This window comes from Bifidobacterium asteroides, from assembly GCF_048001765.1.
Classification (GTDB): domain Bacteria; phylum Actinomycetota; class Actinomycetes; order Actinomycetales; family Bifidobacteriaceae; genus Bombiscardovia; species Bombiscardovia asteroides_K.
Window position 1 is genome coordinate 1,628,356 of record NZ_CP181447.1, and the last position, 24,827, is coordinate 1,653,182.

Below are 24,827 nucleotides of genomic sequence, written 5' to 3' on the forward strand. Positions count from 1 at the left end.
AGAGCAGCGATGCTACTATCTGGCTTTAGTCAGTGGATGGGGTGACAGAATGAAAGCATCAAAGCCCGTTTCATCTTCTCTGCAGCTTTTCGTCCCGCTAGTGGATTTCCTGGGTAAAATCCTCGGACCCAAGACGGAAGTGGTGCTTCAGAACGTCAAGGATTTCTCGCATTCGGTGGTTGCCATCGCCAACGGCAATTTGAGCGGACGCACCATAGGCAGCCCCGCCACCGACCTGGTCCTGCACATCTGGCAAAACCACGAATACGACCAGCACAACTATATGACCCATTACGCTGGCTACACCATTCAGGGGCATCCCGTGGTCTCCTCTACCCTGTTCGTGCGAAATTCCAGAGGCCGGGTGATCGGCTTTCTCTGCATTAATTTTGACAATTCCGCCTTCCGACAGGCCAGCCAAGAGCTCAGGCGGGCGAGCGCTTATCTGGACGCTCTAGGACTGACCGATCCTACCGCCGAACTGAAAGACGATGAGGCCACGCCAGAAGAACCGAAGGCCGAGACCGGGACCGACCAATCGACCCGTGAAATACTCTCCGTCAACACAGACGAAGTGGTGACGCATAATATTGCCAAGTTCGCCGCAGAGCTTGGTATTCCTCCGGCAAGGATGAACCGGCAGGAGCGAATGCAGCTGATTACGCGACTGGATGGGTCAGGGGTCTTTCTGGTCAAGGGCTCAGTGGACACGGTTGCTCGAGCTCTGGGGATCTCCTCCCCCAGCGTCTACCGCTATTTGCATACGATACGCAATGCTGCTATAGGCCCTGATCAGAGCACCTCGGCTCGCCCTACTCAGCTTTGACACACCCCCTCCAGGGTGTATGATTGAGAAAAGATATACGGGGGACGTATACACGATGGACCTACAGGGGCTGAACTATTTTCAGTTCCAGAGGAGATGTACATGCGTATAGTTTCCCGGCGTATGCCGACGGCTCCGACTCGAGCTCGTCCCCCATTCTTTTCCCTGATAAATTCTCATACTTAGCGGTTCTACGGAAACGCTTCCGGATCATTGTGACGTGCGCAGATTTTATGGCTGTCTACGTATGCACGCTTAGGGCACCGAAAAGTGGATATACACCGAGGGCGTCCTATGATCCGACATAAAAAACGCGCCTAGCTCTTTTCCCCCGGCTTACATGTGAAGCCATACATATTGCATCGGTGAATCATGGATGCTAGAGCTAGGCGACGAGAGGATGGCCCCGACAATAGCCGGGGCCATCCTTCTACTAAGACTATCAAGAAAGTTTGAGGCACAAAACCCTCGCTATCCACTGGCAGCTATTGAAGACGCAAACCAGTGTCGTACCAGTTGCCCAATCGACGTTAAGATGAGAAATTTTGATCTCTCTGATTCAATCTATCAATAAAGCCCCCGGAACTTTTAGAAGGTTCCGGGGGCTTGTTTGTGTGGGGCCTCAGGGGCTTGAACCCTGGACCGAACGATTATGAGTCGTTTGCTCTAACCGACTGAGCTAAGGCCCCACGCCGATCGTATCGGCCAGAGTCATGGTATCAAAACGACTCGTCATCAGCCAGATTCGGGTTGTCGGACCTACTTGGTGATCTGGTTGTAGACAGGTAGGCCCATGTATCCGAAAGGAGCCTGGCGAACCTGCTTGCCGGCCACTGCGGAGACCTTCCTGTACCAGAGCGGCAGCACCGGAAGGTCCTTGAAGAGCACGGCCTCGGCCTGGCGGTAATCCTGCATGGCTTCATCCTGATCGGTCTTGGAGGCGGCGCGGGAAAGGATGGCATCATATTCCGCGCTCTTGTAGTCCCCATTGTTCAGACCCTTGCCATCGGCCTGGCTGGAGGCATACCCCTGAACAAGGTAACCTTCGGGGTGGGGATAGTCCGAGGTGATGCCCGAATTGAAAATACTGTTGACCTGACGGTTATGAACCGCCGTATTGAATTCCTTGCCCGTCGGGAAGATATTCGGTTCCGTCTTGATGCCCAGAACCTGGGCGTACTCATGCAGAACCGCATCAACCCAGTCCTTGTCTGCCCCGTCGGCGCTGTAAGCGATGCGAAGCTTGCCCTCCCAGGGAGAGATGGCGTCAGCCTGCTTCCAAAGTTTACGGGCCTGATCCGGATCGTGGCTCAGCACCTCCTTGCCTTTGATATCGGAGGCATTCCCTCTGATGGTTGGGGCCAGGAAATCAGTGGCCGGCGTAACTGAACCAGCAAAGACCTTGCCGGCTATTTCCTTGCGATCCAAGGCATATGACAGGGCTGCCCTGCGAAGAGCGCCTTCCTGCCCCTGGAAATGCTGCAGGCCTTGTGGGATGGTCAGGGACCGGAAGGCAGGCCCCGGCTTGATCAAGGGCTGCAGGCCCGAATCGGTATGGAAGGTTTTCAGGCGGGAGACCGGAACCGTATCGAGCACATCCAGGTGACCGGCTTGGATATCGGCATAGGCGGCATCGAGACTCTGGTAGTCCCTGAACTCCAGGCTTCCGTTGCGAGCCTTGCGTGGTCCCTTGTATGCGGGATCCTTCTCCAGCTTGATCCCCTGGTTGGGCACCCATGATTTGAAACGGTAGGGTCCGTTCCCGATCGGTTTCTTGCCGAAGGCCTTGATGTCCTTGTAGGCGGACGCCGGCAGTGGAAGGAAGGCCACGTCTCCCACCTTGTATGGGAAGGAGGAATCCGGCTTGCTCATGGTCACCTCCAGGGTCAGGTCGTCTACCACCCTGAGGCCAGACAGAAGAGCCTTGGAGTCTCCATGCTCATCCTGCACCTGATCGTACCCGGCGATGGTCGAAAAAGCCGAGGCACCCAGCTGCCCATTGGCCGCATTCGCCGCGAAGGACCAGGAATCCGCATAGGTCTTGGCAGTGATCTTCTCCCCATTGCTGAAGGTGAGTCCTGGTTTGAGGACAATCGTGTACCGGCTGGCATCCTCATTGGGAGTAATCGATTTGGCCTCGACCAGGGTCATCCCGCCTCTGGCATCGAAGGTGACCAACCCATCGAAAAGCTGGGTCACAACCTTCCAGCCCGCAGTGTCGTTGGTGCTGGAGGGAATTAGGGGGGCAGTAGGTTCGGCATTGTTGACGCTGATGGCGGCCTGAGGGTCAATCCGGTCTTCTCGGGAAGCCTGTGAGGTGCCACAGGCGCCCGCTACCAGGATGAGCGGGAGCACCGCTGCTGCGAGATAGGAACGAAGCTTGGTCATAATAGGACCCTTCCTGCCCGTTACGGGCTGTCACAGCTGTATAGGAAACACTGAGTCAATAAACATATGGTCAATACAGTCGGTTTGTCGAGGATGCCGATATTCAGACCTGCCTGACATCCTGCCCGGATGCCAGCCGATCCAGAGCACCAGTGCTGCCGATGGCCCGGAAGAGGAACCAGCTGGTCAGACCAGCCAGGACCACTCCGCTGATCAGTTCGCAGATGGTGCCGATAATCCCCCTTGGGCTGAGGAGGGAGACCCCCTGATAGTAGAAGGCCAGGAGAAAAGCGTTATAGACCAAGGCTATCAGGACGCCCCCCAGAACGGTCGTTCCCAGGGTCCAGCGGCGATAGCGGAATATTCCGAAGGCCAATTCCGCGCAAAGGGCCTCGACGATAGCCTCCACCAAAATCATCGGCACGTTATAGGCATTGCCAGGCAGAATCTCGACCAGGACGCTGATGATGCCGACATAGACGGCCGCGCCTGGCTTGCGCAATATCAACAGGGACAGGGTACAAGGAAAGTAGAAGACCCCGTGCAAAAGGGCCGCCGCCCCGGGAAGTAGGGCGGTCATAAGCGGGAATATCCACGAGGCCAGCAGGCTGGCCAACCAGTAAATCAACCCCGACACCGCGCCCAGACCAGCGCCGACCGCAATGTCAAGCGGCCTCCAGCGCAACTGATGAGCTGTGAAAATCCGACCCTGTTGCTGTTTTACCGTCATCGATACTCCCTTACGACCGTCGTAGAGCGGACGGCCCGTTCCTCATGCGCACAGCGATAGGACGGAGCCCACCCATACCAGCGAAGGCCCTTCCGGTGTTCCTTGACCTGCGCATGCCGGACGGGAACGCCGACTCAAGGCTACCCCGACTACGCCGGCAGAACCAGGGTCTGGTCATAGGTCTTCTTTATAGGCGGCCATGCGTCTGCCGCTTCTTACTTATCAGCCCGGCGCATAAGTCAGAAGTTCCCACTACCATGAATGCAGTTTGCACTGTCTTTCTATGGTTCTGTGAGGTAGCTTCTTGGCCGAATTCATTTATCAGATGATCAAGGCGCGCAAGTCCTTCGGCGACCGCGTCATCCTGGACGATGTGACCCTGAGTTTCCTGCCCGGCGCCAAGATCGGCGTGGTGGGCCCCAACGGTATGGGCAAGTCCACCCTGCTGCGGATCATGGCCGGCCTGGACACGGTCAGCAACGGCGAGGCACAGCTCACCCCCGGCTATACGGTAGGCATCCTCCAGCAGGAGCCACCGCTGGACGAGGACAAGACCGTTGGTGAAAACATTCGCATGGCCTTCGGCGACATCATGAGCAAGGTGGATCGCTTCAACCAGATCGGCGAGCAGATGGCCGATCCCAACGCTGATTACGACGCTCTCATGACCGAGATGGGCCAGCTTCAGGAGCAGATCGATGCCGCCAACGGCTGGGACCTTGACTCCCAGCTGGACCAGGCCATGGATGCCCTGCAGTGCCCCGACCCGGACACCCCGGTCTCGGTCATCTCAGGAGGCGAGCGCCGCCGGGTGGCTCTATGCCGGCTTTTGCTTGAGGCCCCCGATCTGCTGCTGCTGGACGAGCCCACCAACCACCTGGATGCCGAGTCCATCCTCTGGCTGGAGCAGTACCTGCACACCTACAAGGGCGCCGTCCTGGCCGTGACCCACGACCGGTACTTCCTGGACAACGTGGCCGAGTGGATCTGTGAGGTGGACCGTGGCCACCTCTACCCCTACCAGGGCAACTACTCCACATACTTGGAGACCAAGGCCAAGCGTCTTGAGGTCCAGGGGCAGAAGGATGCCAAGCTGGCCAAGCGTCTCAACAACGAACTTGAATGGGTCCGCTCCTCCCCCAAGGCCCGGCAAGCCAAGAACAAGGCCCGCCTGGAGCGCTACGAGCAGATGGAGAACGAGGCCCGGAACAACAAGAAGCTGGACTTCTCGGAGATTCAGATTCCGCCGGGACCCCGCCTGGGCTCCAAGGTGCTGGAGGCCGAGCACATCCACAAGGCCTTTGGCGACCGCGTCCTGATCGACGATCTGAGCTTCACCCTGCCTCGAAACGGCATTGTGGGCGTCATAGGTCCCAATGGCGTGGGCAAGTCCACGCTCTTCAAGACCATCGTGGGCCTGGAGCCACTGACATCCGGCACTCTGGAGGTCGGCGACACGGTCAAGATCTCCTACGTGGATCAGAACCGCGAGGGCATCGACCCCAACAAGAACCTCTGGGAGGTGGTCTCCGGGGGGCTGGACTTCATCGAGGTCGGCGGTGTCGAGGTGCCCACCCGCGCCTACGTAGCCTCCTTCGGCTTCAAGGGCTCGGATCAGCAGAAACCGGCCGGCGTCCTCTCCGGCGGAGAGCGCAACAGGCTGAACCTGGCACTCACCCTCAAGCAGGGCGGCAACCTGCTCCTCTTGGACGAGCCCACCAACGATCTGGACGTGGAGACACTGGAAAGTCTGGAGAATGCCCTGCTGGCCTTCCCCGGCTGCGCTGTGGTCATCTCCCACGACCGCTGGTTCCTGGACAGGATCGCCACCCACATTCTGGCCTGGGAGGGCACGGATGAGAATCCGGCATCCTGGTATTGGTTCGAGGGCAACTTCCAGGCCTACCAGGAGAACAAGGTCAAGCGTCTGGGTGAGGAAGCCTCCAGGCCCCACCGCATCCACCGCAAACTGACCCGCTGAGCGGAGCAAATCACAAGATAGTAAGGGGCCGAGGAGAAGCATGAGCACCGAGGATGAACCGCTGGCTCAAACCATCGCTGCGCTGAAGCTGCAGGAACAGCAGCACACTGATGGCCGTACCAGCTTTCTGGGCGATTCGCTGGACTTCCCCACAGGTCGCCTTTATGGAGGCCAGCTGTTGGGGCAGACCATCATGGCCGGCGGGAGGACCGTGCCCGAAGGTCGGCTGCCCCACTCGATGCATGCCTATTACCTGCGCACCGGACTCCCAAATCGGGACGTTCAAGCGGAAGTCGAGACCATTCGCGACGGGCACTCCTTCTCCTCCAGACGAGTTGATCTGCACCAGGGTGAACGGACCATCCTGAACGCCCTGCTCTCCTACCAGCAGGTCGGCCAGGAGGGCATCCGCTATGCCGACCCTATGCCGATGGGATTGCCTGATCCGGAGGATCTGCCTGGCTCCCGGGAGCTGATGGAACCCTATGCCGATCAGTCCGCTTTCGCTGACTACTACGCCCATCAGAGCCCCTTCGACATGCGCCATGTCGGCGGCACGGTACTGCTGGACGATGCTGATGATGCGGAAAATGGGGATTCCAAGAATGGCAGCAGGAGCCGCCAGGCCGTTTGGAGCCGCACCCAGGGAAGAGCCGACCTGGACCCGCTGATGCGTCGGGCCCTGCTGGCCATGGAATGCGATCAGATCATGATGGAGCCCGCCCTGCGCCGTGCCGGAGTGAGCATGACCACCCCAGGAATCTCCTTCGCTTCCATCGACCATGCCATGTGGTGGTATCAGGATCTGGACCCCTGTGACTGGCACTGCTTCATCCAGGAGTCCCCTGTAGCCGATCACGGCCGCAGCCTGTGCATGGCCAAGGTCTATAACCGCCAGGGTGACCTAGCTGCCTACATGGTTCAGGAGGCCATGATCAGGGTGCCCAAAGACTGAACTTCCACTACCTCATCGCATATTCTTCCCCAGCAAGGAATCAATAGCTTGGTCGGCAGCAGGCCGGCTATCTTCAGCAACGTCCCCAGCTAGGGCCTTGAACGCTGTTCAGTCATGTCTTTTGCCTGAATCGGCCTTTATCTCCGCCCTATCAGCGGTATTGGCCGCATCTGCCATCGGTCTTCGCGAGGACTTCTTGCGCCGGTCTGGGTTCTCGGGCCCGTCATCCGGGGGCAACTGACAGAGCCACTCCCCCACTGCCCCGGCCACCACATCGAGCAGACAGACCAGGGAGGCGACCAGGCACTCCTGCATGACCCGTGTGTAATAGGGCGCGCCTGCATGGCCCATGCTGATCAGGGCCTGACTGCCGTACCAGCCCAACAGGGCTGCACAGGCGATGCCCAAGGCCTTGCTCATGATCAGCACATTGACCGCGAAGCGCAAATCCATCTCCTTGCGGTCTCCCTTGGCGTAGCGATGCACCTGGAAGGCCATGATCAGGATGGCCACCCCCAGCAGGAAGAGCAATACGCTGACCAGCCAGGGAACCCCCATGAGGTCCGTCCTGGTGGACATGCCCAGTTTCGAGATGCCGGCGCCTCCCATCAGCCCAAGGACCAGGGCAACCAGATAGTGCACGAGCGGTGTGCGGCGGGCCCTCATGACAAACCGTCCAGAATCCAGTCCTCCGAGACCAGGCTGATGCGATCACGGTCAGGAGCACGGTTGGTCAGGCTTACCAGGCAGGACCCGTCAGCACCAGGCAGGCAGTGTTCCGGCTCCAAATAAGCCCAGGGAATCAAAATGCGCGATGGAGCATCAGCAGTCAGCAGAGGAGGACGGTCCTGTGAAGGCAGAATCGAGCCGTCCGAGGTCTCTACCTCCACCACATCGGCATCCAGCCCGCCCATCTGTCTGATAGGAGCGGCCACCATGTCCAGGGCCGACCGCAGCTCCCCCAGATTCAGAGGCGTCTGTAGGATAACCACAGCCGATAGACGCTGATCCCCCTGATCGTCCCGATAGGCATATAGAGGCGAGATGCCGACCAACTGGCTGCCAGGAATCCCGTCCAGGGCTGCAAGAGCGTGGAGCATGGTCAATCGGTCGGTTCCCGATGCCCCCTCCAGCGCAATCACATCACGCATCAAAAGACCCTGTGGTTGAGCTCCCTCAACAGTCTGCTGACTGTTCGCTTCGTTATCGTTCTCCGGACCTGAGGATGGTTTGTTCTGCGTAGAGGAAGTCACAGGGTGACGCAGCCGCGCCTGCGTTGCATGACCAGAATCGGCCTGACCAGACAGCAGGAGGGAAGGATGCCCTAGAGCTGCATTTCCGCCGCCGCTTACACGTCCAGACTCCATGCTGCCGTGGTTACCCTGCACCTGGTCGTCGGCCGCCCGCTCCAGGGTGACGCCTACCTGAAAATCGACTCCTGTTCCCTGGTCAGCCCCCAGACGGGTGACTGTAACCCTTGTGCGGCGAATCTGGTGGGAGAGCAGGATGGCATCTGCCACCTTGGCGGTCAGAGATTCCAGAATCTCATAGGCCGGCTCGTTCTGGATCAGGTTGACGATACGACGGACAATCTGCACATAGTCCACGGTCTGAGTGCCGTCGTTGAGTCTGCCTGCCTCACTCAAATCCAGGTAGAGGACGGCATCGACCTGGTAGCCGAATCCAGACTTCTGCTGGCCGTGCAGGGGTGCGACCTTGATGGAGCTCAAACGGATGGAATCCATGATGTATGCTCCTCCCTTGCCTTGGAACATTCACTGCCGCCTGGCCCGGAACCATAAGCATGGCACCGAGCCGATCCGGAATTCAGTGCTGGTCCGTTGCGGACGGCCCGTTTACGCTGCGCCTGAGCTCCTCAGGAATCTCCACCGGAGGCTGTTCGGAATCCGGTCTATCCGGAGCAGACAGCCAGAGCTGACGCTCGGGAGCCTTGCGCAGGCCAGCGAAGACCGCAGCCAACTCGTCCTTGTTCAGGGTCTCTTTGACCAGGAGCTGACGAACAAGCTCGTCCAGTACATCACGGTTCTCGGTGATGATCTGCCAGGCCTCTTGGTGTGCCGTCTCGATGAGATTGTGGACTTCCTCATCGATGGCCTCGGCGGTCTTCTCCGAATAATTGTGGGGCTTCAAAGCATCAAGCCCGGAATCCTGGTCGTTCTCGTCAGCCCACTTGATGGCACCCAGCTTGGAGGAGAAGCCATACTGCAGGACCATCTGCCGGGCGATGCTGGTGGCCTTCTCGATGTCGTTGGAGGCGCCGGTGGTCGGGTCGTGGAAGACTACTTCTTCCGCCACGCGACCGCCCATGGCGTAAGCCATCTGGTCCAGCAGTTCGTTGCGGGACTGAGAGTACCGGTCCGTGGTGGGCATGACCGCGGTGTAGCCCAGAGCCCGTCCACGAGGCAGAATGGTCACCTTGGTGACCGGGTCGGTGTGGTGCAGGGCCGCAGCAACCATGGCGTGGCCGCCCTCGTGGTAGGCGGTGTTGCGCATCTCGGCCAGAGCCATGCCCTTGGTCCGCCGCCGAGGTCCGCTCAACACACGGTCGATGGCCTCGTCGATGGCCCGGTTGTCAATCAGCTGAGCGTCGGAGCGAGCGGTCAGCAGGGCAGCCTCGTTGAGCACATTGGCCAGGTCGGCGCCAGTGAAGCCGGGTGTGCGCACGGCCACAGTGTGCAGGTCCACATCCGGCACAAAGGGCTTGCCCTTGGCATGGACTTTGAGGATGGCCTCGCGGCCCTCCAGATCTGGTGCCTCCACGGCCACCTGACGGTCGAATCGGCCGGGCCTGAGCAGGGCCGGGTCCAGGATGTCGGGACGGTTGGTGGCTGCAATGATGATCAGGTTGGTGTCGTTGTCGAAGCCGTCCATCTCGACCAGCAGCTGGTTCAGGGTCTGCTCGCGCTCATCGTGACCGCCGCTCATGCCAGATCCGCGCTTGCCGCCCACTGCATCAATCTCGTCGATGAAGATGATGGCCGGCGCATTCTTCTTGGCCTCGTCGAACAGGTCACGCACTCGGGAGGCACCCAGACCGACGAACATCTCGACGAAGTCGGAGCCTGCCATGGAGTAGAAGGGCACGCTGGCCTCTCCGGCGATGGCCCTTGCCAGCAGGGTCTTGCCGGTTCCAGGGGGACCATAGAGCAGGACACCACGGGGTATGCGGGCACCCAGGGCCTTGTACTTGGAGGGGTCCTTGAGGAACTCCTTGATCTCCTCCACCTCCTGGACAGCGGCCTCCTCGCCGGCCACGTCCGAGAACTTGGTCTTGGGGGTCTGCCCGTCGTTGAGCCGGGCGGAGTTCTTCTTACCGCCCATGCCGAACATGCCGCCTCCGGCCGCCGAGGACATGCGCGAGAGCAGGAACCAGAAGACCCCCAGGATGATCAGCATGGGCAGGATGGAGGAGATCAGATAGCTCATCATGCTGGTTTGAGGCACTACCGAGTTGTACCCCTCGGAGGGCTTGGCCTTCTCAACGGCCTTGACAACCTGCTCCCCCTGGGCCTCCACGTAGTAGAACTGCACGTCCTTGCCGAAGTTCTTGGAGGTGCGGTTGCCGCGGAAGCCGGGTACATCCTTGACGAAGTCGCTGTTGAGCTTGAGCTCGACGACCTGCATCTTCTCGGTGATCTCGGCTTTCTTGACCATGCTGCTGCGGTCGTTCAGCAGCTCCAGGCCATCCTGGGTGTCGATGGTCTGGGCGCCGTTCTGGCTGCTGAAGAAGCCGAAGATGGCCAGGATGATGACCACGGCCAGAATCCCCCAAAGCCAGGGGGAACGCCAGAATGATCGGTTGCCCCCGTTGGGGCCAGAACCGTTGTTGCCCAGGTTGAAGTTGAAGGGGTTGTTGCCCTTGTCCCCGTTGTCCCTGCCTCCATTGGGCGGACCCTGCTGCGGTCCCTGCGAGTAGCTCATGACTGCTCCCCCTGATCCTGATGATCCTGTTCCTGGGTCGGGTCCATGTATTCCTCGGACCTGAGTACGGCTATCGAGTCAAGATTACGGTACTGCTCGTCGTAATCCAGCCCGAAGCCCACAACGAATTCGTCGGGTATGGCGAACCCTGGATACTTGACATCCACCTCGACCTCGTGTCGCGAGGTCTTGTCCAGCAGGGTGAAGATCTCCACCGATGCGGCTCCCCGTTCCTTGAGATGCTCAACCAACCAGTGCAAGGTGTAGCCGGAATCGATAATATCCTCAACGATCAGAATATGCCGTCCGCGCACATCGCAGTCCAAATCCATCCTGATGTCCAGGTCCCCTTTGGAAACGCTGGTCTTGCCTGCCGGATAGCTGGAAATGCTCATGAACTCGATCTGAACCGGTATGGTGACGGCCTGTGAGAGGGCGGCGAGCGTGTTGAAAGCCCCCTTGAGCACGGCCAGCATAATCGGGTTCTTACCCTGATAATCCCGGCTAACCTGCTCGGCCGTCCGGTTGATCAGCTCCTCTATCCGTTCCTTGGACACCAGTTCATGGTCGATATGGGATTGAATATCAGCGATGCGCATGGTCTCCATCATTGCATATGAGAATGACTTGACCCTTACGGATTGCTGTATGGGAGCTGGGAAAGCGAGGGCCCTGCTGGCCGTGCCACCGGCAGACCAAATCATCCAGGGCACGGACCTGCACGGCCGTGAACCGTATGCCCAGCCTGGTCAGCACCTGGGCCAGCAGACGGGTGCGCAGAGCTGGATGACAGTCGGCCAATCCGCGAGCATCCAAGCAGGCCAGAACACCTTCGGTCTTTTGGCCCGAGTCGGGACTCGCAACCAGCCGCCGGTAAAGTCCATCCACCTGGGAGTCCAAGTAATCCTGATCCAGACGGGCCATATCCGCGCCCAGGGCCAGTCGGCGGACCATGTCCCGGCCAGCGAAGCGATTCAAGGCGGGCAACAGGTCATGACGGATGCGCGACCGCAGTGGCATCGTCTCGGGAAGCACGGAACCAGCCGGCTGATCATCGCCGTTGGTGGGGTCGTCCCACCAGTGGATCCCCTGCTGGCGGCAAATGGCCGTGGTATCCTTCCTGTCCAGGTCCAGGAATGGGCGCAGGTAGCGCATTCCTCCACGCTCCATACCCCGAGCCATGCCGGTGATGGCATCCAGGCCCTGGGAGCGAATCAGACCGATCAGTACCGTCTCGGCCTGATCGTCACGGGTGTGCGCCAGGAGAACGGCCCTGGCGCCCAACTCAAGGCCCTGTTCGGAGAGGGCTCGGTAACGGGCTACACGGGCATCGGCCTCAGGACCAGCCGAAGTGACGGGTACATCCACTCTGGTAACGCGGACCGGATCCAAGCCCAGCTCCCGGCAGGTTCCAGCCGCGCGCTTGGCGATCCGATCTGAATCCGGCACCAGACCGTGGTCGACCAGCAGGGCACCACACCGTAGGCCAGTCATATCTGCCACAAGGTGGGCCACGCAGGCCAGGGCCAGCGAATCCCGGCCTCCCGAGCAGGCCACCAGAATCAATGGGGCATCCGGATCGGGCTGGTGCACCCCGTGATGAGCGAACCGCCTATCCTGCAGGCCCAGGCCCTCCTGGTCCAGGGTTGAACGCAGGAGCCCCACCGCCTTTTTCATCTCTGCTGAATAGACCATGATCCAGGCCGCTTCCTGCTCAGAGCCGATCCAGGGATCCGACCAGGGTGTCCACAGCATGCCGGGCAGCAGCCACATCCTCAGGATCGTTGACGACCACGGCAAAGACCAGAACACCGCCGGAACGTCGAATCACATTGCCTGCCAGTGAAGTCACGTGGTCCAGGGTACCGGTCTTGACCCTGATCAGCCCGTCGGCCTGATTGTCTATTTTCCGCCTCGCTGCCGTGCCGGTCAGCCCCACCACCGACAAACCCTTGACCAGGGGGGTAAGCCCCTTCTCGGACAGGGCCAGCTGCTGGACATCCGCCAAGGTACCCACCTTGAGACTGGAGCCAGGGGTCAGCCCCGAGCAATCAGCCATGTTGAGGCCTGTGGTGTCTACGCCCAGCTTGTTCAGCGTGCTGGTCACGGCTTTCACAGCCCCGGCCGGACTGTTGGGCATATCCAGGGCCAAGGCGGTCAGACGACCGAAAAGCTCGGCCAGGCTGTTGTCGGAGTTGCGTAGCATCAGCGACATAATCTCGCTGAGCCGTGCCGAGTGAATACGGGCCAGAACCTTGCCCTGAGCATGGTCGCTCTGGTTTGGCGCCTGGGCATTGTCCACCTGGATCCCGGACTCCGTCAGGCGGCTGGCAAAGACTGCTGCAGCAGCTCCTGCCGGGTTTTGAACCCTGGGCAGGTAGACCCCGCCTGCGTCCGGATAGGCGACAGGCTCAGTCCGTCCCTGCCTGGCCTCATCCACGGCCATAGCGACAGGCTCCTGGAAGTAGATTCCATCAGCATTGTTTGCTTCGATTCCCTTCGGCGCCCGATCGTTGCCGAAAAGCGTGTCCTGGTAGGCCAGAGTCACCCGACCAATTCCCTGCTGGTGTAGAGCCTGAGCCGTCTTCTCGGCCAGAGTCCCAAGGCCGGCCCGGCCATTGACGTGCAGGGGATCGTCCTTGCCTACCCCCAGCAGCATATCGCCGTGACCGCGCAGGGTCAGCGTCGCCTGCGAAGAGGTGGAGGAATTGAGAACCACCTCAGTATCCAGTTGGGAGGACATATCCAGAACCGAGGCGGCCGCGGCTGCAGTCAAGGTCTTCATGGTAGAGGCCGGCTGGCGTGCCTGATCGGCGTTCTTCTGAGCCAGGACCCGTCCATCAGCCTGTCGAACAACCAGCGAGTACGCATTGCCCAGGCCCGGCGTGCTGGCGAAAGCGTTGACCAGCTGCTGTACCTGTCCGGCATCCACTGCGGACCCGGGCTTGTCCGCGACGAAAGTCGGCGGCTCGCCCATCATGACCGCAGGGGGGACCGAAGAATGACTGGTCTTGGCCAAGGTCAGCGGTCCGGGCACCAGATCGGCCAGGTCCATGCATGCATAGCCGACGACAAGCACGATAGCCACAAGCATGGCCAGGGCCACCCGCCAGCGTCGTTTGGTCCGACGACGGCGTGTCATGCGCAGCTGATGTCTGTCACCCAATTGCTCACTCCCGGACTTGTGTTCGCCAACCGAGTTCGGCCCGGTCGACATCATCCAACTAGCCTAGTACTGGTCCTGTCACTGTCTCAGGACTGCAGAGAGGCATAGCGATCCAGAGTCAGCAGGATGGCCGACTGACGACGATCGAAGATCCGAGACCCTATAACGACACCTACGGCAAGCACTATCAGACCGTTCGCCAGCGCGACGGGCACAGGCAGCCAGAGCGGAAGAATCCCGCCTGTGGTCATGGCCAGCAGTGCCACCAAGAAGGTGGGCAGCATGATCACCAGGCTAGTCAGCAACTGCAGCATTGGCAGGAAGCCTTGGGCAACGGCGCGTCCCTGCGGTGAGGTGAAGGGCTGGTCCATGGAGGGCACCGGGTAGATGAGTAGAGCCGAGAAGACCTGGGCAACCCCCAGCCCAGACAGGAGCAATCCTATGGTCGCAGCCAGCATATCCAGGGAGATGACCAGATCTCGTCCCCCCTTCATCGCCCCGGAAAGCACTAAAGTCACCAGCCCAAGCAGGAGTATACAGGGCATGGCCACGCTCAGATGGCTTCGGACACGGGAGAGCCGGTCCTCACGACCCTTCACTCCCGCCGCTATCTCCATGCGCAGGGCAAGCCCATCGTAGGCCAATGCGTTGCCCTCGGGAATCTCCAGCACCCAGGCGCCCACAACCGGCCCCAACCATAGCATCATGGGCATCTGGCGGAAGATTACCGCGTACAGAATCACCACAACAAGTAGAAGCGGATAGCTGACAAGTCTGCGGGGGTCCTGACGAAGGTAGATCAGCAATCGCGCGGTCATGGCATCCACAGCGTCCCGGGACCGGCCCAGCATCCCCAGCCCCTTGGGGGCAGACGACCTTTCAGCACTGGCCCCCGCGTATAAACGGTCATGACGCAGACACAGCATGCCGATCATGAAACAGAGAGCCAGGGCGGCCAGCTCCACACACAGACGTCCGACCAGAGCCCACCATGATCCCGACAGAAAATCCTCCGGCAGACGGACGGCGGCGCCCAGTGGCGTCCAGGCCAGTATATCGGCCAAGTGCTTGAGGGAATAAGTGTCGACTGCCATGCCATCCATAATCCCGCTGTCCAGCAGAGAGGGAAGCATACACAAAAGCATGATCACCATGGTGACCAGTAAGTAGAGCCCGGATCGAGTGCGCTTGGAAACCACCAGGGTACCGACCAGGTCCAAAACAGCCCGGGACAAGGCCAGCATTACCATGATCGCCAGCAAGGATGCAATCAAAGCCACGATCACAGCTCCGACACCTATGCGCGCATAGATGGCCGTCAGGGCCAGGAAGCAGACAAGACCCGTCAATCCCGTAGGTCCGATCAGCCCAGCCAGGTAGAGCCCCACCTGCAGCTGGCTGTCAGGAATCCCGTACAGAACGAATCGCGAGGGGCTCAGAATCGACCCCTGGCCAAGAAAAGCCAGTTGAATCAGGACCACTCCCAGAGTCAGCCCGACCAGGAAGAGGACCAATATGGTTCCCATGCGCTGCCGGTCGCCCGGAGTAGCACTGGGCAGCCAGCCCCCGAGTGTCAGCGCGACCTGCCACGAGGCCAAGCAGATGCCTATGGCCATGAGCAAGCTGATGATGGCGCCAACCATCTGCCAGGAGGAGTGCTTGATGGTTCCCCAGGTAATGGACCAACGCATGGCGATGATGGTGGATGCCGTTCTCATTGCGTCTCCTGGTCTTCCTCGGACCCGGAGCCGTTCAGCCAGGCGATTCGCTTAGCCTGGTGACGGCCTCCGACAAGCTCCAGGAAGCGATCCTCCAGATCCTCGCCGGCAGCAACCTGGGCCACCGTGCCATCTGCCCGCACCAGGCCATGATTGATGATGGCCACATGGGTGCACATCCGCTCCACCAGGGCCATGACATGCGAGGAGATGACCACTGTTCCTCCGGTATCGACATATTCGGCCAGAATGTCCTTGAGATTGGCGCTGGAGACTGGGTCGACCGATTCGAAGGGCTCATCCAGCACCAGAAGTCTGGGGGAATGAATCATGGCTGTAGCCAGGCAGATCTTCTTGGTCATGCCCGATGAATAATCACAGACCCTCTTGCCGCCGGCATCAGTCAGGTCGAAGGCCTCAAGCAGGTCCCTGGCCCGGCCCAGGGCCTCACTGCGCGGCATCCGTCGAAGCATGCCCGAGTAAACCAGCAGTTGCAGACCAGTCAGCCTGTCGAAGATCTGATCGGCTTGGGGCATGACGCCGATGATCCGCTTAGCCGTATCCACATCCGACCACACGTCCCTGCCCAGGATCATGACATTGCCGGAGTCTGGCACCAGGAGTCCGGTCATCATGTTCAGCGTGGTGGTCTTCCCTGCGCCATTGGGGCCGACTATCCCGTAAAAGGACCCCCTGGGAATGTCCAGAGAGAGGGCGTTGACAGCAGGCCGTCCCTGGTAGCACTTGACCAGGGCGCGAATAGAAACCGCTGCCTGCGGATCTGGCGGAGGAGCCACTGCCATCTGGGCGGTCATGCTGGCTGCTTGCGCTTCATCGGACATGGCCTTAAGTCTACCGTATGCCCTCTAGCTGCCGATTGAGGGACAACTGACCTTAATGCCCTGAGTGCTCGATGGGCTTCCATCCCGGATTGGCGAAAATGGCTTGGAAGGAGATGGGCACGTAGCTGAGCATGAAAATGGGGAAGCTCAGGCAATATGCGAAAAGCTCCTTGTTGGATGCGCCGATCTTGTCCCGCTCGGCCAGCACGGTCAGGGCAGCCAGACCCATCATGGCCAGGAGGCCCAGAATCCCAGCTGCAATGCCATCGATCAGGGTGGTTATCTGGCTGGTCCAGGTCACGAAACCCAATGCTGGAAAGAGCAGACCGAAGAAGCAACGGACCAGGCCCAAGACGGTCAAGGGACAGATCAGGATGGTCAGGTCAACGGCCGAGAAGTCGCGCTCACGGAAGGCCCGGGAGATCAGGGCAGGCCCATAGTAGCGGAAGACCTGAAGGAAGCCCTTGCTCCAGCGCAGCCGCTGCCGCCAGCTCTGCTTGAAGGTGACCGGCTGCTCGTCATAGAGGATGGCAGTGCCGCAATAGCCGATGCGCTCGCCATGCAGAACCGAGTCCATGGTGAACTCCAGGTCTTCGGTCAGCAGGTGGAACTTCCAGCCGTTGTTGCGCTCCATAACCTCCCTGGAGAACATGAATCCGGTGCCGCCCACGTGGCAGCTGGAGCCAATGACCATCCTTGAGGTATTGAGGAACCGGGATTCTCGGATGAACCATAGGGCCGAGCCGGAGGAAACCCAGTTGTCCGAGAAGTTGACCGAGTTCCGGTAACTGGTCAGTATGCGGAAGCCGGACTGGAAGGCCTTGTTCATCTCTTCTATGTAATGGCGGTCCAGGATATTGTCCGCGTCAAAGACGAAGTAGGCATCGTAACGGGAGTCAAGTCCCCGATCGATTATCTGCTCCAGCAGGAAGGTCAGAGCGTAACCCTTGCCCACCCGGTTTGGGTCCTGCCGCTCAACCACATGGCAGCCAAGAGATCTGGCCAGCCCGGCGGTATCGTCAGTGCAGTTGTCGGCCACCAGCCATATGTCGACCATGGAGAATGGATAGGTCTGCTCCTTGATGGAGTTGATCAGATGACCAACCACCTGCTCCTCGTTGCGGGCGGAAATAAGGACGGCGAACCGCTTGTCGAAGGGGGCATCGGGAAAGACCACCGGTTTGGAGACAAAGGAGATGACGATGCAGATGGCTTGGTAGACGATGCCAACTCCACCCAACAGCAGCATCAGAACGTCCAACACCTTAAGCAGGGCCATCAGCGCCACTCCTTGCGGGGGTTGTCCTCCCCATCGGAGGCCTCGTCCCCGGTCTCGGCACCCTTGAGCGGCCTGTGCTTTACCGGCGCCGAGGCGGACTTGGGTATGGGCACCGTGGCCGACTCGTCCAGGTCCTTGGCCGTCGGTGAGGATGTCGGGTAGAGCTGGCTGGCAATGGTCATGACAGGGTCTTCCACTCGGACCCTGGCACTGGTCCCCTTGGCGGACCGGCTGCCCACGTGGCTGGCCATCGGCTGGACCACGTGCTCGTTGAAGGCCTCGACACCTTCGACCACCTTGGACTTGCCGACCGGCTTGGGATCCTGCATGAGCGGTGAGTCAATCAGCTCGTAATGCTTGACCGAAGCCGAGAAGATGGCCTGGAAGCTGGCCGCCAGAGGCAGGGCCAGGAAGGCTCCCAGGGCGCCGAAGACCGCCCCTAGTGCCAGTACGGAGAGGAAGGCGATGGCCGGGTTGAGGTCCATGGTCCGCTGGGAGATCTTGGGGGCCAGGATCATGTTTTCGATCTGCTGGTAGATGATGATGTAGACCAGCACAATAACAGCCATCAGCAGTCCACGGCTCCCCCAGGCCACCACTATGGGAACGGCCCCGCCTATGTAGGTGCCGATGGTGGGCACGAACTGGGACACCAGCCCGCAGAATAGGGCCAACGGCAGCCAGTAGGGCACCTTGAGGATGACCAGGAAAACCGACATGCAGGCCGCGGAGATGAGCGCCAGGATGGTCCTGCTGAACAGGAAGCTGGAGATCTGGTCCTGGGCGATGGTCCAGACGAAGAGGAAGCGGCGCTGGCTCCTGGGGGCCAACCACTGACAGAGGCTGCGGCGCAGCTTGGGACCTGCGGCCGAGATGTAATAGATGACCAGCAGGACGGTCATGATATTGATGAAGGACCCTGCCAGCCCCACGGTGGTAGTAAAGGCCTGCCCGGCGAAGTCCGTCACCCAGGATGTCTGGATGTTCTTGACAATCTCCCCACCCAGATCCTGCATGGCCGGCAGATGCCAGGGGGTGCGGTTGGCGATGAATTCCGCCACCTGCTCATAGAGGGCCGGCAAGCCGTTGGTCATGCCGATGACCTGCTGGACCAGCAGATTGCCGAACATGCCCAGGAGGACGATCACAATGATGATCAGGCCTATCAGAGTGACCGCTGAGGCCGCTCCCCGCCGCCAACCATGTTTGACCAGCCTGAGCACCAGGGGCTCCATTGCCAGGGAGACGAAGATGGCAATCACCACGTCCAGCACCAGGAATTCGATCTTCCACCAAGAGGAGTAGGCGAACCAGGCCAGGAAGACGGCTATGACCACGTAGAGGAGGGCGCGGCCGAACCATTCCGGAGGTCGGCGCGGATCCCCCTTGGGCGGGAAGACCGTCGCGAAATCGAAGCGCTGCTTTTGCTCGTTGGCCATATGTTCCATTATCCCAAGATGGCTGACATGGCGGGCTATGGGACGCAGGTTGAGCCGACAGTGTATCCGGGCACACGTATCCTGAAGGGTATGTTGACCGTTTCCATAGTCATACCCGCCTGGAATGAGGAAGAACGCATTGAAGACTGCCTCCTGAATGCCACCAGGCAGAGCCAGGCACCTAAAGAGGTGCTGGTAGTCGACAACCACTCCACGGACGCAACGGCCTCCATCGTCCAACAATTCATCGACCAGCACCCTGACCAGCATGTCAAGCTCCTCCATCAGGACAGCGAACAAGGGCTGATTCCCACCCGCAATTACGGACTTGACCGGGCCACCGGCGACGTGCTGGGCCGGATTGACGCCGACTGCATGCTCCGTCCCAACTGGGTCGAGGTGGTCTCCGGCATCTTCACCCGGGACCCCAAGGCCATGGGCGCCACCGGGCCAGTGGCTTATTACGACATGCCGGGCAAGCGGATCGGACTCAAGGGCGACAACACCATCCGCCGGGCCATCTACCGGGCGGACGACGGGCAATACCTGCTCTACGGATCCAATATGGCCCTGCGCGCAACAGCCTGGCGGGCCATACGCAACCAGGTCTGCAGGGACAAGGAGGACATCATGCACGAGGATGTCGATATCTCCCTGCACCTGATCGACCAGGGATTCAAGACGGTCTACTGCAAGGACATGAACGTGGGCATCAGCGCCCGCCGGATGGACACCTCCTTCACATCCTTCCGCCACTACATGCAGCGCTTCAAGAACACCTTCGATGCCCACCCGCAGCACACCCGGGAGCAGAAGCCCGAGCACACCCTCTACGCCATCTACCCCATCCTGCGAGCCTTCTACCCCGTTTACCAGAAGTACCTGGAATCCGCAGACATCAACCCTGCGGAACGTGTCTGGATCCGCGAACAGATGGAGCTCTTCCACCGGCGCGACCAGGAGCTGGATCAGGAGGACCACTGACCAGCGGACGGCACACCAGGCTTGCCTGGTCCATAGGGGGCGGGTATCATGGGCACGTTCGCCCCCGTCGTCTAACGGTTAGGACACCAGACTTTCAATCTGACAGCGAGAGTTCGACTCTCTCCGGGGGTACAAGGCAAAGGGCTAAAAAGGCGGAATATCGCCGCAGCAGGCTCGGACAAAATTCAGTGCAAAACCAGAATCGGGCCGTTTAGAGCTCTATCAAGCTAAGATAGTGCACACCTTAGTACACACGTATAACTCGCCTTCGAGGGAAATTCCCTAGCAAAATGACAACTTCCTTGTTTGAATTTCTGTAGCTTTGCATAGTGCAGTCTGCGAGCATGCGAAAGCAATCAAACCTGTTGCCATCCGTAGGCCAGCTTTAATCGTCCTCGCCAGCCATTAGCAACGCCCGCATCTGATGGGCGCTTACCGGAGGGAACCCAAAGCCGGATATAACCGCCGGAACCGGTTGTAACCAGCATCATACACATGGCGGTTTGCGTCGTCGGGTAAATAGACCCGTCCAACAAGGTTCGCTTCCACCAACTTTTCCAAGGCCTGCAGATCGGGCCGGGAAGACGAGCCGGTCTGTTTGCCAACAGAGACCAGCTCGGCCAAGGCCACTGCAGGCATGAGATGGGCATCGTCAAGCACCTGAACGGGCGCGTCAAGGATATCCGCCAGCATCTGGCACCATTGGGGCTCACGGGTGCCACCGCCAATCAGGGTGACGCGTTCGATAGGCGTGCCCATCAGGTCAAGCCCCTGGCGAATCGAATAGGACACACCCTCCAGCGCCGCTCGGGCAAGGTCGCAGGCCTCGGTCTTGGAAGAAATGCCGATATAGGCTCCGCGGATCGAAGGGTTCATCATCGGGAAGCGCTCCCCCACCAGATAGGGCAGGCAAATCACACCACGCGCTCCTGCCGGGCTGGATTCCAACAAGTGCCCCATGCGTCGATACGGGTCGCCGTCGCCCTCGGTTCGACTGCCCCCTGCGAAGACTCCGGTAGCCCAAGCATGCACATTGCCGGCATTGAGGAAAGGTACCGTGTTGATGATGCTGTCTGTGCCCAGATAGGCCAGATTGACCATTCCAGGGCGGTCGGTTACAGCTCGGTCTGTCACCGTGGCAATCCACCCGGATGTGCCCAGGTTGATATTGAACTGACCAGGATGGAATACTCCGCCAGCCAAGGTGGATGCCCCAGCATCCCCCATTCCCGCATAGACTGTGGTTCCCGGAGCAAGCCCCGTGGCAGCGGATGCGCCCGGCGTGCTGGCGCCGACGCTCTCCCAAGGCCAGTAAAGTTCCGGGAAGATCGCAGCATCCACGCCTGCCGCCTCCAAAATGTCCCTTCTCCACTTACGCGTGCACAGATCCATGGCGCCTGCCGTCGAACAGGCCGTCACATCGCCGCAGTAGACACCGGTCAGCCACCAAATCAGATAATCCTTGGCATCGATGAGCACATGGCGAACCTGCGCATACCGGTCGGGCTGATGCCTGGACATCCACATCAGCTTGGCTACGGGCAGGGACCCATCGCACGGGTTCCCCACTTGGGCGCGGAAGGACTCAGCCCCATAGGCTTCAACCAGCTCAGCAGACTCCTCTTCGGCCCTGCCATCCGCGTACAGGATCGCCGGTCCGACGGGCTGCCCCTGCGCATCCAGGGCAATCAGGTCCTGCATCTGCCCACTCATGATGATGCCGGTGACCTGGCCGCTCTTGAAGTGCTCGATGCTCCGCCCGGCTCTGGCCAAAAGGTCACGGGACACCTCGATGAAGGCCTGTAGCCAATCCTCAGGATTCTGCTCAATACGCCCGTCACCCGTGTCAATCGGCAGAAGACCGCTGGACGCGCACTCTCTGGCAGAGCCCTGGCCATCCACAAGAACAGCCTTGACCTGCGTGGTCCCCACGTCGAATGCGGCTGTATAGGTCATACCGGTCATCCTAGGCTTTCCCAGCCGCCCGGATACTTACATGATCCCATATGTGGACTGACGCAGTTATCCCTGGGACCCTGACCAGTCCACCACTGCTTCGACATTGTTCCCGTCCGGATCCAAGACGAAAGCCGAGTAGTACTTGGGATGATAATCTCGCAACCCTGGAGCACCATTGTCACGGCCACCGGCAGCGAGCGCCTCCCTGTAGAAGGCATCCACCGTTGCAGCATCGGCGGCCCTGAAGGCTATGTGAGTCACCGGCGAGCCAGCCCCTTCCTCATACGGCGTCAGATAAAAGTCCGAGTGGACCCCGTCATCCTCTGCACCGAACCCAATGGTGGGCTCGTGGTGAGCCTTGGCCACGTACCCCAATGGCGCCAGGGCCTTGCTATAGAAATCGATGGAAGCCTGGATGTCACGGACCTTCAGCGTCAGATGATCAATCATGCCCGTAATTCTAGGTGAATCATCAAGCAACAATGGCAAACCGCCCAGAATGATCCTTCCCTCGTACCGCTCGATACTGAGGATAACCAAGCGCAGACCTCAAGGTTGTGCTTCAGATGTACCGGCCGCCGGGCAGGTGCATGAAGTCCTCCACCTTGTTCCATTTGACCGGGTACCCTGCTCCGTGGGCGCAGAAGACCGAGTCAGGGGTGTTCTCTAGGTCGGACTCGGGGTCATAACCGATGGAATCCACAAGAGCATCCTGGTCCTGGCAGGGACGATACCCGTTGAAGAAACAGGTCAGATGTCCACGGCCGTGAGTGTAGGCGCTGACCTCTATGGCATAATCACGCATCTGTGATACCGGCGCATCCCCTTCCAGTTCGACAGTATCCCCGTCTGTCTGCGGCTCCGAGAAACCGCCCTTCATCCGGTAGATGTCCGACATGGCCCTGCCCAAATTCCCCTGGGGAACGGTGAGTCTGAAATGGTACCAGGGCTCCAGCAGTATATTGCGGGCCTTCATCAGCCCTTGCCGGACGGCCCGGTATGTGGCCTGGCGAAAGTCCCCGCCTTCGGTGTGCTTGACGTGCCCGCGGCCGTCCAGCAGGGTGATGCGCATATCGGTGATGGGTGACCCCGTCAGAACGCCCAGATGCTCCTTCTCCGCCAGATGGGTCATGATGAGCCGCTGCCAGTTCCCCTCCAGGCGATCCAGACTGCATGTCGATGCGAAACCGAGACCGCTGCCCGGCTCCGTGGGTTCCAGGAGCAGGTGGACTTCGGCGTAGTGGCGGAGGGGCTCAAAATGTCCAACTCCTTCGACGGGGGCCGCGATGGTCTCCCTGTATAGGATCCCGCCCTGGCTGAAGGAGACCTGCATGCCGAACCGTCGATCCAGCTCCTCCTGAATCACCTCCAACTGAACCTGGCCCATGATACGCAAGTGGATCTCCTGGAGCCGTTCCTGCCAGACCACATGCAGGAGGGGATCCTCATCCTCCAGGATGCGCAAGGCGCTCAACAAGTGGTGCGGGTCCACCCCCTCGGCTGACACTGCATAGGACAGCACCGGCTCCAGCACAGGAGTCAGATCCTTCCGCTCGCACCCAAGCCCCTGCCCCGGACGTGTCAGGTCAAGGCCGGTTGCCGCCACGATGCTTCCGGCCTGGGCGCAGTCCGTCAACGTATAGGAAGCCCCCGAATAGACACGAAGCTGATCAACCGTCTCCCTGGTCTCAACGTGTCCGTTCCTCCCCATATCTCCGGCTGTCCCGTACGCCTGCGCGACAGAACCCGATGCTTGGCTGGCTTCATCCCCATGACGGAGCTCGGTGGTCAAAGAGGATTTGACCGGCAGGTCGCCACCGATCACCTTGAGCCAGGTCAACCTGGCACTCTTGTCATCATGCGATACCTTGAACACCCTTGCACCGAACTGTTTGCCGTACACAGGCGAAAGGGTGTACCGCTCCAACCCCTCCAGGAGGGCGTCGACCCCGTCCAGGCGCAGGGCAGACCCAAGGAAACATGGGAAGAGACGGCGGCCGGCAACCAGCCTTGCCAGACTCTCATCCGATATACCATCGGTCTTGAGGTACTCATCCATGACACCGTCGTCAAGCAGGGCCACATCCTCCATATCACCGTGCCCAAGTCCACGGCTCAAATCGAAGCAGCCCGGAGACCAGCGCTGCTTGCAGCTTTCCAGTATGCGGGCGGCGTCAGATCCAGGGGCATCCAACTTGTTGACGAAAATGAAGGTGGGCACACCGTAGCGCGTCAGAAGTCGCCAGAGCGTGTCGACATACCCTTCCAATCCAGCGGTTGCGTCGACGACCAGAAGGGCATAATCCAAGACAGACAGGACCCGCTCCATCTCGGCCGAAAAATCCACATGGCCAGGTGTGTCGATGAGGGTCAGATCGACATCACGATAGGTCAGCCGGGCTGGTTTGGAGAAGATGGTGATGCCCCGCTGCCGCTCCAGATCGTCGGTGTCCAGATAGGCATCGCCATGGTCCACCCTGCCCAGACGGTGAATTCTCCCGCCCCGGTAGAGCATGGCTTCCGAGAGGGTGGTCTTGCCGGCATCCACATGTGCCAGCATCCCTACCACTATCCTCTTGACCATCGGGGCCTCCCTCGCTCTTCATGTTTATGCGCAC

At 60.1% G+C, this 24,827-nt stretch carries 19 protein-coding genes and 2 tRNA genes; 5 read left to right on the forward strand and 16 right to left on the reverse strand.

Translation table 11 applies throughout. The features are described from left to right. Positions 1 to 49 precede the first annotated feature (49 nt). Entirely contained in the window at positions 50 to 826 is a 777-nt protein-coding gene (locus ACNAOV_RS06635; RefSeq protein WP_416517105.1) for a helix-turn-helix transcriptional regulator, read from the forward strand. A 615-nt stretch (positions 827 to 1,441) separates the two neighbouring features. Here the strand turns inward: ACNAOV_RS06635 and ACNAOV_RS06640 are convergent. The 3 genes from ACNAOV_RS06640 to ACNAOV_RS06650 all read right to left on the reverse strand — a co-directional run bounded on the left by ACNAOV_RS06640 (position 1,442) and on the right by ACNAOV_RS06650 (position 3,944). Next, positions 1,442 to 1,515, reverse strand: a tRNA-Ile gene (locus ACNAOV_RS06640). Between the two features lie 70 nt (positions 1,516 to 1,585). After that, positions 1,586 to 3,214 (reverse strand): peptide ABC transporter substrate-binding protein, encoded by a 1,629-nt coding sequence (locus ACNAOV_RS06645; protein WP_416517106.1) that lies wholly within the window; start codon positions 3,212 to 3,214, stop codon positions 1,586 to 1,588. A 103-nt stretch (positions 3,215 to 3,317) separates the two neighbouring features. Continuing rightward, entirely contained in the window at positions 3,318 to 3,944 is a 627-nt protein-coding gene (locus ACNAOV_RS06650) for an ECF transporter S component (protein ID WP_416517107.1), read from the reverse strand. A 304-nt stretch (positions 3,945 to 4,248) separates the two neighbouring features. On the opposite strand from ACNAOV_RS06650, the gene ettA reads away from it, so the two are divergent. Further along, positions 4,249 to 5,925 (forward strand): energy-dependent translational throttle protein EttA, encoded by a 1,677-nt coding sequence (gene ettA / locus ACNAOV_RS06655; protein WP_024626701.1) that lies wholly within the window; start codon positions 4,249 to 4,251, stop codon positions 5,923 to 5,925. 40 nt (positions 5,926 to 5,965) lie between these two features. Beyond that, the gene (locus ACNAOV_RS06660; RefSeq protein WP_416517108.1) at positions 5,966 to 6,880 is read left to right on the forward strand and encodes an acyl-CoA thioesterase; all 915 of its coding nucleotides are present in this window, start codon (positions 5,966 to 5,968) and stop codon (positions 6,878 to 6,880) included. A 108-nt stretch (positions 6,881 to 6,988) separates the two neighbouring features. On the opposite strand, the gene ACNAOV_RS06665 is transcribed toward ACNAOV_RS06660, so the two are convergent. The 10 genes from ACNAOV_RS06665 to ACNAOV_RS06710 all read right to left on the reverse strand — a co-directional run bounded on the left by ACNAOV_RS06665 (position 6,989) and on the right by ACNAOV_RS06710 (position 19,266). Beyond that, a complete protein-coding gene (locus ACNAOV_RS06665; RefSeq protein WP_416517109.1) occupies positions 6,989 to 7,546 on the reverse strand; it encodes a DUF3180 domain-containing protein in 558 nt (185 codons plus the stop codon). Continuing rightward, a complete protein-coding gene (locus ACNAOV_RS06670; RefSeq protein WP_416517110.1) occupies positions 7,543 to 8,625 on the reverse strand; it encodes a dihydroneopterin aldolase in 1,083 nt (360 codons plus the stop codon). Before ACNAOV_RS06670 ends, ACNAOV_RS06665 begins: the two co-directional genes overlap by 4 nt. 82 nt (positions 8,626 to 8,707) lie before the next feature. Then, complete coding sequence (gene ftsH / locus ACNAOV_RS06675) at positions 8,708 to 10,822, reverse strand: ATP-dependent zinc metalloprotease FtsH (RefSeq protein WP_416517111.1); 2,115 nt, start codon at positions 10,820 to 10,822, stop codon at positions 8,708 to 8,710. Next, positions 10,819 to 11,421: a hypoxanthine phosphoribosyltransferase gene (gene hpt, locus ACNAOV_RS06680; RefSeq protein ID WP_339346011.1), complete on the reverse strand. Its 603-nt coding sequence runs from the start codon at positions 11,419 to 11,421 to the stop codon at positions 10,819 to 10,821. Before hpt ends, ftsH begins: the two co-directional genes overlap by 4 nt. After that, positions 11,408 to 12,577 (reverse strand): tRNA lysidine(34) synthetase TilS, encoded by a 1,170-nt coding sequence (gene tilS / locus ACNAOV_RS06685; RefSeq protein WP_416517112.1) that lies wholly within the window; start codon positions 12,575 to 12,577, stop codon positions 11,408 to 11,410. The genes hpt and tilS overlap by 14 nt, the downstream gene beginning before the upstream one ends. After that, positions 12,537 to 13,988 carry a D-alanyl-D-alanine carboxypeptidase/D-alanyl-D-alanine-endopeptidase gene (gene dacB, locus ACNAOV_RS06690; RefSeq protein WP_416517113.1) on the reverse strand — a complete coding sequence of 484 codons (1,452 nt, stop codon included), beginning with the start codon at positions 13,986 to 13,988 and terminating at the stop codon, positions 12,537 to 12,539. The genes tilS and dacB overlap by 41 nt, the downstream gene beginning before the upstream one ends. A gap of 86 nt (positions 13,989 to 14,074) precedes the next feature. Beyond that, a complete protein-coding gene (locus tag ACNAOV_RS06695; protein ID WP_416517114.1) occupies positions 14,075 to 15,706 on the reverse strand; it encodes a hypothetical protein in 1,632 nt (543 codons plus the stop codon). After that, positions 15,703 to 16,548, reverse strand: coding sequence for an ABC transporter ATP-binding protein (locus ACNAOV_RS06700; RefSeq protein WP_416517115.1), 846 nt, complete (start codon positions 16,546 to 16,548; stop codon positions 15,703 to 15,705). The genes ACNAOV_RS06695 and ACNAOV_RS06700 overlap by 4 nt, the downstream gene beginning before the upstream one ends. Before the next feature lie 52 nt (positions 16,549 to 16,600). Next, a complete protein-coding gene (locus ACNAOV_RS06705; protein WP_416517116.1) occupies positions 16,601 to 17,827 on the reverse strand; it encodes a glycosyltransferase family 2 protein in 1,227 nt (408 codons plus the stop codon). Further along, complete coding sequence (locus ACNAOV_RS06710) at positions 17,827 to 19,266, reverse strand: AI-2E family transporter (RefSeq protein WP_416517117.1); 1,440 nt, start codon at positions 19,264 to 19,266, stop codon at positions 17,827 to 17,829. Before ACNAOV_RS06710 ends, ACNAOV_RS06705 begins: the two co-directional genes overlap by 1 nt. 90 nt (positions 19,267 to 19,356) lie before the next feature. On the opposite strand from ACNAOV_RS06710, the gene ACNAOV_RS06715 reads away from it, so the two are divergent. Both ACNAOV_RS06715 and ACNAOV_RS06720 read left to right on the forward strand, forming a co-directional pair. Further along, the gene (locus ACNAOV_RS06715) at positions 19,357 to 20,250 is read left to right on the forward strand and encodes a glycosyltransferase (protein WP_029678731.1); all 894 of its coding nucleotides are present in this window, start codon (positions 19,357 to 19,359) and stop codon (positions 20,248 to 20,250) included. Positions 20,251 to 20,310: 60 nt separating this feature from the next. Beyond that, positions 20,311 to 20,382 (forward strand) — tRNA-Glu (locus ACNAOV_RS06720). A gap of 300 nt (positions 20,383 to 20,682) precedes the next feature. Here ACNAOV_RS06720 and ACNAOV_RS06725 read toward each other — a convergent pair. From ACNAOV_RS06725 to ACNAOV_RS06735, 3 genes are all read right to left on the reverse strand, one after another. Continuing rightward, a complete protein-coding gene (locus ACNAOV_RS06725) occupies positions 20,683 to 22,215 on the reverse strand; it encodes a xylulokinase (protein ID WP_416517118.1) in 1,533 nt (510 codons plus the stop codon). A 57-nt stretch (positions 22,216 to 22,272) separates the two neighbouring features. After that, positions 22,273 to 22,659: a VOC family protein gene (locus ACNAOV_RS06730; protein WP_416517119.1), complete on the reverse strand. Its 387-nt coding sequence runs from the start codon at positions 22,657 to 22,659 to the stop codon at positions 22,273 to 22,275. A 112-nt stretch (positions 22,660 to 22,771) separates the two neighbouring features. Next, entirely contained in the window at positions 22,772 to 24,793 is a 2,022-nt protein-coding gene (locus tag ACNAOV_RS06735) for a GTP-binding protein (RefSeq protein ID WP_416517120.1), read from the reverse strand. Positions 24,794 to 24,827 lie beyond the last annotated feature (34 nt).

Coding starts and splice junctions, on each gene's coding strand:
- ACNAOV_RS06735 (WP_416517120.1), bottom strand. CDS start 24,793: ATGGTCAAGAGGATAGTGGTAGGGATGCTGGCACATGTGGATGCCGGC.
- ftsH (WP_416517111.1), bottom strand. CDS start 10,822: ATGAGCTACTCGCAGGGACCGCAGCAGGGTCCGCCCAATGGAGGCAGG.
- ACNAOV_RS06715 (WP_029678731.1), top strand. CDS start 19,357: ATGTTGACCGTTTCCATAGTCATACCCGCCTGGAATGAGGAAGAACGC.
- ACNAOV_RS06725 (WP_416517118.1), bottom strand. CDS start 22,215: ATGACCGGTATGACCTATACAGCCGCATTCGACGTGGGGACCACGCAG.
- tilS (WP_416517112.1), bottom strand. CDS start 12,577: ATGCTGTGGACACCCTGGTCGGATCCCTGGATCGGCTCTGAGCAGGAA.
- ACNAOV_RS06705 (WP_416517116.1), bottom strand. CDS start 17,827: ATGGCCCTGCTTAAGGTGTTGGACGTTCTGATGCTGCTGTTGGGTGGA.
- ACNAOV_RS06660 (WP_416517108.1), top strand. CDS start 5,966: ATGAGCACCGAGGATGAACCGCTGGCTCAAACCATCGCTGCGCTGAAG.
- ACNAOV_RS06650 (WP_416517107.1), bottom strand. CDS start 3,944: ATGACGGTAAAACAGCAACAGGGTCGGATTTTCACAGCTCATCAGTTG.
- ACNAOV_RS06645 (WP_416517106.1), bottom strand. CDS start 3,214: ATGACCAAGCTTCGTTCCTATCTCGCAGCAGCGGTGCTCCCGCTCATC.
- ACNAOV_RS06710 (WP_416517117.1), bottom strand. CDS start 19,266: ATGGCCAACGAGCAAAAGCAGCGCTTCGATTTCGCGACGGTCTTCCCG.
- ACNAOV_RS06695 (WP_416517114.1), bottom strand. CDS start 15,706: ATGAGAACGGCATCCACCATCATCGCCATGCGTTGGTCCATTACCTGG.
- ACNAOV_RS06700 (WP_416517115.1), bottom strand. CDS start 16,548: ATGTCCGATGAAGCGCAAGCAGCCAGCATGACCGCCCAGATGGCAGTG.
- ACNAOV_RS06635 (WP_416517105.1), top strand. CDS start 50: ATGAAAGCATCAAAGCCCGTTTCATCTTCTCTGCAGCTTTTCGTCCCG.
- ACNAOV_RS06670 (WP_416517110.1), bottom strand. CDS start 8,625: ATGGATTCCATCCGTTTGAGCTCCATCAAGGTCGCACCCCTGCACGGC.
- hpt (WP_339346011.1), bottom strand. CDS start 11,421: ATGCGCATCGCTGATATTCAATCCCATATCGACCATGAACTGGTGTCC.
- ACNAOV_RS06730 (WP_416517119.1), bottom strand. CDS start 22,659: ATGATTGATCATCTGACGCTGAAGGTCCGTGACATCCAGGCTTCCATC.
- ACNAOV_RS06665 (WP_416517109.1), bottom strand. CDS start 7,546: ATGAGGGCCCGCCGCACACCGCTCGTGCACTATCTGGTTGCCCTGGTC.